Genomic DNA, 13363 nt, shown 5'->3' with positions numbered 1-13363 from the left:
AAGAAAAAGATAGAAAAAACACATAAAAAACCGAAGAAAGCGGTGAGTCCTTCTCCGGCGGCTTATTCAGGGAACGCTACAGACCTTTATTATAATGGGTAATAAATTTACTTTTTATCCGCTATAACATTGCCTGAACAAGATCAGCATAAGAATAATTTCCTCAACGTACATTTGTTATTTTTATACGTCAAACCACCGGAAATTAAACGCCATCTTGGCTGGCCCTTAGGATTTTAGACAAGAAAAAAATATCTGAATACCCCAATATTGGGAGGTTCTGACACGATTTACCCAAGTCATCTGACCAACGGTCAGATCGATATTTTCCATTGGATTTTGTAAATTAACTCGCCCTAAAAAAAGCCAAACCTAAAACTGTTTGGCTGATAAAGCAGGATAATAATATGAGAAAAAATTAATCAATATGTGATTCAAATGCTTTTAAGCGTTTATAGATCGACATCAGTTCAATAATCGTCGGCCAAGACAGAATCAGATACTGGAAAGATTCCCGCACTTTGCCAAATACATTCAGGATTTGCATCATCAAACCAAGAGTAATTGCCCCTGCTGCAATACTTGGAAACAGAATAAATAATCCGTAAATATTGTCTAACTGCAAGTACCAGATCCGAACCATGTTGAAATAAGCATAGTGAAAATACAACCGGAAATAATTCCAGCGTACCCGGCTAAACAGTTCTTGTAATGTCAGCGGATGTGCGCGATCAGCATAGTCTTCGCCATAGACCAGCTCTTTACGATAGGCTGCCTCAACTTTCTGGTTATTGAACTCCAGTCCGGGCAATTTCATTCCCACGACCATTAAAATGACCGTACCCAATACCGCCCAACCAATCGAGGCCCACATTAAAGCATGCGGTATTTCCCCTACAATTGGTAAAACTTTCACATGACTAGAGAGCTGATATAAGATCGGCAGGAATGCCATCAGCAACATCAGCGCTTCAATCAAGGAAACACTTAACTGCTCCGTGGTTTTGGCAAAGCGCATGGTATCTTCCTGGATACGTTGTGATGCACCTTCAATATGACGTAACTGCTCCCAATGTGCGGTGTAATAATCATTCATCGCGGTACGCCAGCGGAAGACATAATGACTGACAAAAAACAGGTTAAATACCGCTAAAGTGACATAAACCATCGCAATATAAATAAAGGTTAATGCGCCTTGATACAGCAATGAAACATCCCCACCACCCTTCGTGAGCATTTGTTGAATCTGATCATAAAACGGGCTATACCATTCATTTAATACGACATTGACCTGTACCCCGAACCAGATATTAAACAGAATAAATGCCGAGCCCCAGACCGACCAGCGCTGCCATCGGTGTCCGGCTTTCCATTGCCAGAACAGCGCAAATATCGTAGTTGCCATGAAATACCAGAGATAAAACCAGATGAATTGAGCTGACCAGAAACGCCCGATACCGATTGTAAGCTTTTCATCAAAATAATTTTCAGGAAAACCCAGATAGGTTCCCCATCCTGATCCGCCACTATGCCAAAGCACAAGATTAATGATAAACCATAAAATCAGGCTGCTAAAAAACCAGACGGGTTGCGGGAAAAATGACTTAAACATACCGACCCAGTTCTCCTTATGTCTCTTGGTCATCCAAATGACGCCTAGTTTATTCTTATTTTAGATTTTTACTGTTATAAAGCATTAATTTTCAATTTAGTGTAAAAAAGGATAGAAGGATATCGAGTCTCTAGAAACTTATTTTTATCATTCAGCTCTGCGTTATGATTTTCCTTATATTCTCGATTTTTATCATTCAGTAGAGCGATACCAAAAAACAGAAAAATCATCATGTTTTTGATCTTTCGTTATTTTGATAGACTTTTTTATGCCTGTTATCTGTCGGGTTTATGTAAAAGAGCTTTATGCTTCCGAGCACTGCGAGAATAGGGTGAAAATCAGGCATACTGCATGTCTTCTAGGTATCTTTTATCTAAATAGAGCACTTCTCCCTATTTGAATAAGTCATTGATCAAGTTCTCAGTTTTTGAAGAAACAGTTAAATTTTTAAAAATCATGCTATGATTTAATTATCGAAAAGTAATCTTATTTTGGAAAAAACTATGGAAAGTTCAGTAATTGAATTACTTAAACCGGTGACTCTACAAAAAGAAAACTGCGACCCTATTATTTTTGAAGCCGGTACTGTTCTGAAAGTGGTCATGCAGACTCCAACCAGTCTTCTGGTCAGTAATGATGATGACTTTAACTTTACCATTCCTTTAAAAGACAAAAATGAAGTGTGGCGAGAAATCTGAGTATTTTTCTCTTATGCAAATAGATGGGTTGTATCTGAGTTTGGTTTCTTAACTTATATGATACGACCCTTAGCTTCTCTCCACTTTGATTGCTCTTTTATTATTTTTTCAAAAAACTATTTCTTTCCTCTTCTATCCTCACTTTCTGATTTTAAATTGGCTCATCCATTTGGGTAGAAAAATTTCTTTTAATTGAAACATCACTTAGTTTTGTAACCTATGTAAGATCACTGATGATCTGTTTTTCCGTCTTTTGTATCTGCTCTGTCTTTGCAATACCACCCTTACATCTCTTCTCTCTGTTTAGTTCAACTTCATCTAATACCTACGCTTCGATTCAAAAAAAGAATATTCAAGTTATTTTCAGAGTTCAGTAATAGAACTGGAGTTCGTCTTTCTTCGATTTTTTATCCTCTGATAAAATTTACCAATAAGAATTAAAAAATAATCTGAGATGCTAAATTAAGAGGCTGTTTAAATTGTATAGCTCTCCAATTAGTCCCGGGAAAATTTAATAATACGAAATTTCCCTCTAGACAATTCTAGTATTTTTTCCTTTTAAGACAGCTTAGCCAATCTTAAAAATTATTAACTTTCATAAACTTAAGCTAAAAATTTTAATTATATATGCCCAATTTATAAATTTATTTAAATTATTATATTTAAAAATATCTCAAAATTACATCTCCCCATATATTTAAAAAATAAAATACAAATTAATAATAAATACTATATTCTGAAAAATTAATTACAAAATACACATTCAAAAATAACGATTAAATAATAAATCTTATTATCTAAAACCCTGAAAAACAATCAATCCAAGAAAACTTTAAAATATAAAATCCTTATAATTTATTTTTAAAATTTATTAACAATACTGGATTTCTACCAAAATATTTCTAAATCTTACAAAGTAACTGTACTTGTTAAAAGTGTTTCGTTTCTGCACTTAAAGCCAGTCTGTTAAATGAAATATGTTATAAATTTACTCAGATCAATGAACATTCAGGTAGTTTTAACTTTTAAATCAATTTAATTTCAGAGGTTTAGGTAGTATTTATGTCGATTCTCAAAGAAGATCAAGACCTAGAAGATTCACTTGCTACATCTTCTTATATATTACCTCAAGTGATTTTAAATCAGCTCAAACCTATTATTTATTCTCACAAACTTGTTTTATTTCTTGATATTGATGGAACCATTTCTGAATTCCACCCAGATCCAGCAAAAAGTATAATTAAGAGCGGAACCTTAAATACCTTAAAAGAGTTACAACAATATATTCAGCTAATATTAGTGACCGGTCGCTCAATTGCACAAGCCCAAAAAATTATTTATCCATTTGACTGGAATATTGCCGGTTCTCACGGTCTGGAATTAAGCTATCAATCGCGTTTAAGCAAGTTAATTGATTTAAATCCTGAACAGTTTGAATTATTAAAAAATTATATTACAGAACATAGTAATAATATTCCTCAGACTCGAATAGAAATTAAAGACTATTCAGTCGCCCTGCATTTTCGTGAACATCCCTATTTAGAGCATCAAGTGCATGCATTTGCCTTGAATTGTCTTACTCATTTTCAGGATTTTGAACTTAAGGCTGGAAAGTTTGTATTCGAACTGGTGCCCAAAGGGGCAAATAAAGGTTCAGCCATCCAGCAAATCATTCAGCAATATCACTTAAGTGATCATTACCCCATTTTTATCGGAGATGACCTGACCGACGAAGCCGGTTTTCAAGTCATCAACACATTCAAAGGCTGCTCTATCAAAGTCGGTACAGGCAACACCGTGGCACAACATCGCCTCGAAAACGTGACTCAAGTACAGGCTTTTCTAGCAGAATTTTTAGAAATACTGAAAGCACAACAACAATTATTATTGGAGAAATTACATGTCGAAACTCATAGTGTTATCAAATCGTGTAAATCTACCTAAGTCAGACAATACACAGGCAGGTGGATTAGCGGTGGCATTGCAGGATGCTTTGCAGGATATAGGCGGTATCTGGGTTGGCTGGAATGGATCCCGAGTTGACCAGACGAAAGAGCAGAAGTTTCAAATCCTGAAGCATCAAAATGTTGAATATCACACGAGTCCATTGACTGAATCCCAATATCAAGGCTTTTATTGTGGTTTTGCCAACAATGCATTGTGGCCGCTGATGCACGATCAGCATCAACTTGTAGATTATCAGCCGCAGGATTTTAAGATCTATCAGGATGTCAATTTACGCTTTGCCAAGCACCTGAAACAGGTAGCATCTCCACATGATATTATCTGGATCCATGATTATCATTTTTTAAGCGTGGCGCATTATTGCCGTAAACTGGGCATGCGTAACCGTATTGGCTTTTTCCTGCATATTCCCTTTCCTGAACTAAGGCTCTGGCAGACTTTACCCGCCCATCGCGATCTGGCACATCATTTGGCCAACTACGATGTACTGGGTTTGCAGACCTCTCGCGATCAGGAAAACTGTTTAAATTTCCTTGAACAGACCTTAAAAGTGCAGCATCGTCACAATGAAATCCTGAATTATCAATCTCGAAAGATTCATGTGAAATGCTATCCGATTGGTGTGCATCCTGTGCAACTACAGAATCAGGCCTCAGATACCCATCTGGAAAAGCTTCCCTTTGATCTGGATACAGTGCAGCCTTATAAAACCATCATTTCAGTTGACCGGATTGATTATAGTAAAGGCTTATTGGAAAAAATCGGATCGTTGCAGAGCTTGCTAGAAGATCAACCGGAGTTTAAAAATCAATTCCAGCAATTACAAATTGCCTGTCCATGCCGACTGGATGTAAAGACCTATAAGAACCTGTATACGCAATTTAAAGCTGCTGTGCATGAACTCAATAGCCAGCATGGCACAGCGGACTGGTTACCCTTCGATTGCAGCTATGATACTTTGGGCCATGAGGCCTTGATGCAACTGTATCGTAAGGCAGATATTTGCTGGGTAAATTCGATCCGGGATGGTATGAATCTGGTCGCCAAGGAATATATTGCTGCACAGGATCCTTTAGATCCGGGTGTCTTGATTCTATCTAAATATGCCGGTGCTGCTGAACAAATGAAAGAAGCCTTACTGGTCGATCCTTATGAGCATGACAGTATGGCTAAAGCTTTGAAGAAGGCGCTGCGCATGTCTAAATCAGAACGTTTAGAGCGCTATCGTTATTTAAGCCAAGGCTTGAAAAATTTCGATATTATTCGCTGGCGTGATCAGTTTATCACTGACCTGAAAAACTCACAAAGCCTGCGGATCTATCGTCCGGTGGCTGCAGGAGCTTCAAACCAGTTCAGTGTACATGCCTAAATTTTTAAGTAAAAAAACACCAGCATTAAGCTGGTGTTTCATTTTGAAGAGGAGCCACAATCTCTTCGCTTTGTTGTACTTCGCTTGGGTCTGCAGTGAGATGATTTAAAATCACAATACTCAATAGACCAATCGCAATGACGCTAAATACTAAGCTCAATCCGATGATTTCACTACCAAAGCCGACCAATGCTGGCCCAATCAACGAACCTGTATAAGCAAATACCGATACATAAGACAATGCCACATGTGAAGACAAAGTTTTTTGGCGTCCTGCACGAGAAAACATCAGCGGTACAATGTTGGCACTACCTAAACCTAAAATCGCATAGCCGACCAACACCACTTGCCAGACTGGGGCAAAAACCACGGTTAATAAACCGGTTGCCGCCAAGAGTGCACTTAACAGAATCGTATTTTTTTCACCAAACTGCTGAATAATCAGGTGACCGCTAAAACGTCCTAGTACCATCAAACCCGCAAAGAAACTATAAGCTAAACCGGTTTGCGCCGCAGGCAGGCTGAACTCAGTAGCAAGATAAATACCACTCCAGTCCATAGCTGCACCTTCTGACAGAAAAGCCACAAAACAGATCAGACCAATGCCTAAAATCGCCCAGGTCGGTGCTGCTTTTTTCACTGGCTGTTCTGATGATGTGTCTTCTACCGCTGTTTTTGGCTCAGCACCCAAACTTAAAGGAACAGCGAATAAGGCAATAAGCAGCAAAATTACACTGACAATCACCGCACCGGTTAAAGGCGCCAAGCCAAGTCCCATTAACATGGTCATGCCCAGTACGCCTGCCAGACCACCTAAACTACACACGCCATGAAAACCCGACATTAAACTTTTACCAAGTTTTTTCTCAATCTGTGCAGCCTGAATATTGACAGTCACGCCCAAAGCACCGGCACTGGCACCAAAGAAAAACAGGCTGATGGCCATCATTAAATGATTCGGACTATAAGCCAGAGCAGGCAGAATGAACAAAAATGCACTGAGAATTACGGCTAAAACAGTACGGCAACCCAAGGCATTGGCCAGTCGGCCAGCCAGTGGCATCGCCAGCATTGAACCGATTCCGGCACACAGCAATAACAGACCAAAATCAGCATGATTTAATAACAGGCGCTGCTGTGCATATGGAATTAAGGGTGCCCAAGCCGCAGTACTAAAGCCCAAGCTAAAGAAGCATAACGCAGTCGCTATTTTCTGCCATAGATATGGTGATGGAGACTGGATTCGAGAAAGCAGTGTTTGATTGAACATTGTATTACCAAAAAAGAAGGCTCAGGCATCCATTACCGTTCATCCATAGAAAAACCCCACAGACTTATAGCTAGAATGTATAAGTTTGCGGGGCTGAATTTGCGTGAATTATAAACAGAATAAATTTAAATGGAATAGTTTTTAGAACTAAATTTGAAGATTTTTTACAAGTATCTGATTGTATAAAATTTATAGTTTTATGCTTTTATTTGCATAGGCTGATCGGTTTTTTCGCGGCCTGCTTAAGCTCAAGTTTTTGTAGAAAATGGGCAAAACCTGCGGCAATTTTGGAGCTGAGCCGACTGCTGGTGGTGACTCTCAATTGATTCGACCAGACAATCTGCGCGCCGGCTTTTTCTAAACGGTGGATGAAATCGACATCTTCATGGCAGTCCAGTTGCTGAAAACCATTGACCTGTATATAAGCCGAAGCTTTAAAACACAGGTTTGCGCCATGAATATGTCGATGCCCCATGCTGTCCTGATAATGACGGAGATAAGCCTGACGGGTTTTCCGGCTTAAATGATCCCATTGATCTAGCTCGACCACACCACAAATCGCATCGGTGGGTTGATGCTGTAACATCACCTGAAACCAGTCGTACTGTACGAATGAATCGGCATCGGTACAGCAAATCCAGTCACAGCCTTCCTCGATCATTTGCTGAATCCCCAAATGGCGTGCCTTACCGACATTTCGGAAGTCGCAACTGATAGCTGGAATCCCCATTTGCTGAACTTTAGCAGCGGTGCTATCGGTACAGTGGTCCAAGACCACGAGAATATGAATTTCCGGAAGATTTTCTATTGTTTTAAAGTATTGAAAAAAATAAGTTTGTGCTGATTTTAAAGCCAGCAGGCAGCGTTCAATATAGGCTTCTTCATTACAGGCCGGAATCACCACACCGATTTTTTTCATCTTAAACCCTCCTGCTCTGCTACGGATTGCGCTGAATTCAGCCAGAGATCTATCAAAAAATCGGAATCCTGCAAACTTAAACGATGGGAATAGTTTAAATGCGCTTTGAGATACTGATGGACATCTTCACCATTTAGGCTAAATCCCGAGATTGGCGCGCGCCAATGACAACTCAAGATACATCCGCCCGGTTCCAGTGCAGTATGCAGCCATGTCAGCACCTGTTGCAGAGCAATCGGGTTCAAATAATATAAAATCTCACTGACGACAATGAGCTGAAATTTCTGTTCGGGCAAATCATCTGGCACGATCCGCTGTAACACCTGTACATGCGGATAAGCTTGTAAACGCTGCTGCGCCAAATGGATCGCAGTATTATTGGCATCCAGACACATTAAGCTATTTGTCCGCCGCGCCAGTTCCTGACTAAAGATGCCATTACTGCAACCAATCTCAATCGCGGAGTCAAACTGCAAGTGCGGCAAGATCGCCAGACAAATCTGCCGTTTGCGCTGTTCATACCAACGCTGTTCATATTGCCAGGGATCTCCCTGATTCAGTGCATATAAGGCATCGAAATATTCCTGATCATAGGCTGCTTTACTGTTCATACAGATACACCTCCCAGGGCTGTAAAATACGTTGTAATGCCTGCTCTGGCAGAATCGGTGATTGATCTATCGTCGGATCAAGCTCGATCTGGCTCTTAAAACACCGCGCAGCTCGAGACTTATATTGTAATTCTTCCTCAGTTAATTTGAGTTGATGAGCGACGGTCCAGGGAATTCTGGTATCTCCAGGTGTTGCCCAATGCCATGCCCAAATCAAGACCTGAATACAGGGCAAATGAAGTTCAGTGGCCAGCTGCTGTGTGACCTGCCCCGTAATTTCATGATCTGGATGTCCATCATGAACAAATGTGCTAATTAACACATCATTCGGTTGCAGATAAGATTGCAGATGCTGTTGCAACACATCCCGCTGTTCGGCCACCTTGCCATCTTGAATATCTAAAGCGATCCGCAAGATATTCTGTTTTAAAGGTAACGCTTCTAAAGCTGCTCGCGTTTCAGCAGGACGAATCTGGTTCAACTCTTCGGGAGTATACAGACTAGAGCCGGGATGACTGGCTGTCCCATTGGTAACGGCAAAAAGTATGATCTGATAGCCAAGTTTGTCCAGACGCTGAATCAGGCCTCCACAGCCCAAAATTTCATCATCAGGATGAGGGGCAATGATGCAGACTCTGGCATCTAGAGGAATAACCTTAGGAATATCAAATTCCGGCATCTGTTGCAGGATCTGACAGGAACGCCATTCTTCAAGTCTTGTGCCTTCACCATGGATGACACGATCCCCTACAATCTCATGTCTTATAACGTCCATAATTGTTCCTCCTGTGCAGTCAGCTCGCCAATCCGCTCCAAGTCAAATGCAGCATGACTTTGACGAATAAATACCGGAAGATCTGCTGCAAGCCGAGCGAAATGCGGATGCTCACAATACGGCCCAGCACCAAGTGCCTTACCTACATGAGTTAGTACATTTAAGGCAGTCGCTTCCACCTGAGCACGTAGGCTACGAATCTTTAACTCATGTGCGTGTTGCGGTTGCTGATCAATCAATGCAGCAACTTGATAAAATAAGGACTGTGTCGCTAAAAGCTCCCGACTAATTTCACCGAGATACATGGCCTTATAGGCATGCGGTTTTAACAATACTGCCTGTCTTAAATATTCAGCCAAACGCACGGTTGCGCCATACCAGCACGCGGCCACACCTGCGGCGCCATGCCAGAATCCGGGCCGATCCAGATAGGTATTTGGAGCTGCGACTTTTTCCGCCTCAACATGATCCAGTTCCAGCCGGGCAGTCAAGGTATGCTGCATGCCCACTGCCTGCCAAGCATCCTGATGATGCTGAATGCCTTCTTGCGACAAATCTAGAATCAGTAATTGTGAATATTGCTGCTCATCACGGTGAGTCAGCAGACCGTGTTGCACCCAGACCGATGCAGAACACCAAGGCTTAATTCCGCTTAGCTTTCCTGCTTGCAATGTTAAAGGTTTGGGGCCACCTTCTGCTGCCCATACTGCCCATAAGCCTTTTTGTTCTACCGGAATATTCAGTTCATGCAGAATAGCTAAAGCATCTAAATGCGATTCATAGAGTTTACCCAGACTCAGATTGCTGGCTGAAACCTGGCTGAGTATCTGCCAGCGTTTTAAGGTCGCTCCGGAAGCGGGATAAGGCACCTGTTCGGAAATCGCCACCAGTTCCATTAAAGTGTGCTGAATTTTTTCTTGTAGCTCCAGAGGAGAATTTTCAAATCTTTGTAATATTGAACCGAGGTTCATGCATGCGGTTCCTCATAAAATACGGATAATGTTGTTGTGTTTTTAAAGTCAGTTAATGAGAAAGCTTGCGCATTTGTTTTAAACGTGTGGTCAGCCCTAGTACCTTACGCCGTGCATTAATCTCTTCTTCATTGAAACAGAGTTGCTGCATTAGTTCAGCTAAAGGCAAATGATTATGTTCAATGAGATAAATGTCCTGTTCTCTGCTCCATTTGGCTTGTTGTGCTTGAGCCAACAAATTTTTGACATCCAGTCTTACCATCTCTTCATCCATTTTAAAACCATGAGGATAGAAGCCTTAGCCTCTATCCTCTAACATAAATTGAATCGTTTAGGCAGGAATCGCTTCCGCAATCGCTTCACGCGTCCAGACACGATGGTTTAGGATTAAAGTCTTGAAGCTATCTTGTACTGCTTCAAACTGTCCGTTTGCCAGAGTTCCTTCATCGCTAACCAAACGCAGATCTTCAATCAGCTTGCCTTTATCACCCAAGAACACGATTGGTTTTAAATGCTTGTAGGCTTCCAGCAGATAATGAGTCGCCACACCGTCTTTCATTACCACATCGTAATTATCACCGTCAGCAATCACCACGGCATCATAGGCAATGGATGGTTCTGCTTTTTGCATACCATCGGAAGGAATCACCTCGCCTTGCTGACCCAGTACCGGGCCCGGTTTTGGGGTCAGTACATCGACCACAGCCCCTTCTGATTCTGCCCAGGTTTGAACAGCTTTGATACTGGCCTCATTGGCTTTATCGTGTACCAGTAGGGCAATTTTTCGTGCTTTGATATCTTCAGGTTTGAATGCCTCGAAAGATAAGCGTGGTGAAACCTTCACCTCTGGCAATTTCGCAGCTTTTTTCTCTGCCGGAATTTCAATGCCCAATTGGTCAGCCACCTGCTGTGCCAAGTCCAGATCGATATTGCAGAGCACTTCAAGCACTTCACGCTCACGAATATATTTGCGCTCCACCTTGCTCAGCTCGAAGACATAGGCATCGACAATATGCTTCTGTTCATGCGGCGTCTGGCTGCGGTAGAAAAGACGGGGCTGACTAAAGTGATCACTGAAAGATTCGCTACGCTGACGGATCTTGTGTCCATCAATACGTTCCTGATAACTTTCAAAACCACCGCCTTGTGCTGCGGGCGGAGTTTCAGCCGGCCAGTTATTGTCAATCGAATTCGGCTCATAACTGGCTTGACCGGTATGTACAATACGCTGATGTAAACCGTCACGCTGGTTATTGTGGAATGGACAAACCGGCTTGTTAATTGGGATCTGGTGGAAGTTTGGACCACCTAAACGACTGAGCTGAGTATCGGTATAGGAGAACAGACGTGCTTGTAATAATGGATCATTGGTAAAATCTAGTCCTGGCACAATATGTCCCGGACAGAAGGCCACCTGCTCGGTTTCACCGAAGAAATAATCAACATTACGGTTCAGTACCATTCTGCCAATCGGTGTCACCGGCACCAGTTCTTCCGGAATAATTTTGGTTGGATCCAGCAAGTCGAAGTCGTACTTCATCTCATCTTCTTCTGGAACGACCTGTACACCAAGCTCCCATTCCGGATAGTTACCGGATGCAATCGCTTCATATAAGTCACGACGATGGAAATCCGGATCTTTACCCGCCAGTTTTTGTGCTTCATCCCAGACCAGTTGGGCGAGACCCTGTTTTGGCGTCCAGTGGAATTTCACAAAAACCGCCTTATTCTCGGCATTGATAAAACGGAAAGTATGCACACCGAAGCCTTGAATGGCTCTTAAATTACGCGGAATACCCCGATCCGACATGGCCCACATCACCGCATGTGCAGATTCAGGCACTAAAGAAACAAAATCCCAGAAAGTATCATGTGCAGATGCACCGGTAGGAATCTCGGTCTGAGGTTCAGGTTTGACTGCATGTACAAAATCCGGGAACTTGATCCCATCCTGGATAAAGAATACCGGCGCATCATTCGCTACCAGATCGAAGTTACCTTCATCCGTATAAAACTTGGTGGCAAAACCACGGATATCACGTACCGTATCTGCTGAACCACGTGGTCCCTGTACGGTAGAAAAACGCACAAATACTGGCGTTTGCACACTGGTATTGGTCAGGAAGCCTGCCTTGGTCAGTTTTTCATTCCCCGGATAAGCCTCAAAATAGCCATGTGCGCCGACACCGCGGGCATGCACAATACGTTCTGGAATTCGCTCATGGTCAAAATGGGTAATTTTTTCCCGGAGAATAAAATCTTCGATCAAGGTCGCACCGCGAACGCCTGCCTTGAGACTGTTCTGGTTATCGGAAATTTTAACCCCTTGATTGGTAGTGAGTGCCTGTTCGGTCGCATCACTGCGATATGCGTCGAGCTGTTCACTTTTTTTATTGGTATTTTGTTTGTCTAAACCGTCTTTACCAGTCGCGGGGCTATTGGCCTTAATTTTCATGATGTATTCCTTGCTGAGCTTGAGTTTAGTTCAGATATTTTTGGTCTATCTCAAAGTCGCTTGAGCTTATATATTGCATGGCTTACCGAATCAAAATCATCCCGCAAGTCAATCTGCTACAGCCGATCCTGTATCAGCCTCACATTTCTTCTGAATATGCTGACTCGAAGCATTTTTGCTTTTCTGGGAATATTGTTATTGGTTTCGCCTGTGTCCTAACATAACTGCATTTGAGAAAGAGATTTATTATTGTTTGTAGTGCCTTGTTTAATTAAGGCAGCATTGTGTTATTTTTTATAAATTTCGGGTTTATTTATGATTTAAATTTTTATCTAAGTTATTTATTTAAAATAAAATATTAAAATTTCACAGAGATATTTCGAAATAAAGATTCAGTATGGTGATATGTGATCTTGCTCACAAATAAGCGTCATAACCCAAAACGATGTTTCAATCCTGAAATGATTAGGACTTTTTAGAAGTTCAATTTGCTATGAGAAATTAACGTGCTACCGCTGAAGTATAGTCAAAATTTGACAGATTTAAATAGTTACAATCCCGCGTCCTGCTTATACATAATGACTAAACTTCCTGCCTTTATATTGATCTAATATCTATAACTTATAACCACTTAAATCTCTTAGCCTGTTAGATCAAATACAAAGTCATAGAGATCATTTCATCTCTTGGCTCGGGCTTCAGATACATCCGACTTTAT

The 13363-nt window shown here is 41.5% G+C and carries 11 protein-coding genes; 3 read left to right on the top strand and 8 right to left on the bottom strand.

Annotated features, from left to right (window positions below; genetic code table 11):
- Nucleotides 1-418 precede the first annotated feature (418 nt).
- Nucleotides 419-1612, bottom strand: coding sequence for a peptide antibiotic transporter SbmA (gene sbmA / locus NI468_RS10695; RefSeq protein ID WP_004279349.1), 1194 nt, complete (start codon nucleotides 1610-1612; stop codon nucleotides 419-421).
- Between the two features lie 503 nt (nucleotides 1613-2115).
- Here sbmA and NI468_RS10690 point away from each other — a divergent pair.
- From NI468_RS10690 to NI468_RS10680, 3 genes are all read left to right on the top strand, one after another.
- On the top strand, nucleotides 2116-2310 hold the full coding sequence (locus NI468_RS10690; protein WP_004279347.1) for a hypothetical protein: 195 nt from the start codon (nucleotides 2116-2118) through the stop codon (nucleotides 2308-2310).
- A gap of 1062 nt (nucleotides 2311-3372) precedes the next feature.
- Nucleotides 3373-4254, top strand: a complete 882-nt coding sequence (otsB, locus tag NI468_RS10685) for a trehalose-phosphatase (RefSeq protein ID WP_114541524.1) — start codon at nucleotides 3373-3375, stop codon at nucleotides 4252-4254.
- A complete protein-coding gene (locus NI468_RS10680; protein WP_005247031.1) occupies nucleotides 4211-5644 on the top strand; it encodes an alpha,alpha-trehalose-phosphate synthase (UDP-forming) in 1434 nt (477 codons plus the stop codon). The genes otsB and NI468_RS10680 overlap by 44 nt, the downstream gene beginning before the upstream one ends.
- Before the next feature lie 25 nt (nucleotides 5645-5669).
- Here the strand turns inward: NI468_RS10680 and NI468_RS10675 are convergent, their stop codons facing one another.
- The 7 genes from NI468_RS10675 to katE all read right to left on the bottom strand — a co-directional run bounded on the left by NI468_RS10675 (nucleotide 5670) and on the right by katE (nucleotide 12645).
- Entirely contained in the window at nucleotides 5670-6914 is a 1245-nt protein-coding gene (locus NI468_RS10675; RefSeq protein ID WP_253101786.1) for an MFS transporter, read from the bottom strand.
- 205 nt (nucleotides 6915-7119) lie between these two features.
- The gene (locus tag NI468_RS10670; protein ID WP_253101783.1) at nucleotides 7120-7833 is read right to left on the bottom strand and encodes a glycosyltransferase family 2 protein; all 714 of its coding nucleotides are present in this window, start codon (nucleotides 7831-7833) and stop codon (nucleotides 7120-7122) included.
- A complete protein-coding gene (locus NI468_RS10665; RefSeq protein ID WP_005267169.1) occupies nucleotides 7830-8444 on the bottom strand; it encodes a class I SAM-dependent DNA methyltransferase in 615 nt (204 codons plus the stop codon). Before NI468_RS10665 ends, NI468_RS10670 begins: the two co-directional genes overlap by 4 nt.
- Complete coding sequence (locus NI468_RS10660) at nucleotides 8434-9219, bottom strand: PIG-L deacetylase family protein (RefSeq protein WP_121980081.1); 786 nt, start codon at nucleotides 9217-9219, stop codon at nucleotides 8434-8436. The genes NI468_RS10665 and NI468_RS10660 overlap by 11 nt, the downstream gene beginning before the upstream one ends.
- The gene (locus NI468_RS10655) at nucleotides 9207-10190 is read right to left on the bottom strand and encodes an acyl-CoA dehydrogenase (RefSeq protein ID WP_253101780.1); all 984 of its coding nucleotides are present in this window, start codon (nucleotides 10188-10190) and stop codon (nucleotides 9207-9209) included. Before NI468_RS10655 ends, NI468_RS10660 begins: the two co-directional genes overlap by 13 nt.
- Before the next feature lie 52 nt (nucleotides 10191-10242).
- Nucleotides 10243-10452: a hypothetical protein gene (locus tag NI468_RS10650; protein WP_121980087.1), complete on the bottom strand. Its 210-nt coding sequence runs from the start codon at nucleotides 10450-10452 to the stop codon at nucleotides 10243-10245.
- 69 nt (nucleotides 10453-10521) lie between these two features.
- Entirely contained in the window at nucleotides 10522-12645 is a 2124-nt protein-coding gene (gene katE / locus NI468_RS10645) for a catalase HPII (RefSeq protein WP_253101777.1), read from the bottom strand.
- Between the last annotated feature and the right edge of the window lie 718 nt (nucleotides 12646-13363).

Origin of the sequence: Acinetobacter lwoffii (assembly GCF_024129355.1) — a bacterium.
Taxonomy (GTDB): Bacteria; Pseudomonadota; Gammaproteobacteria; order Pseudomonadales; family Moraxellaceae; genus Acinetobacter; species Acinetobacter lwoffii_I.
Note: the sequence above shows the minus strand (reverse complement) of the source record. Positions and strands in the feature narration are given on the sequence as shown.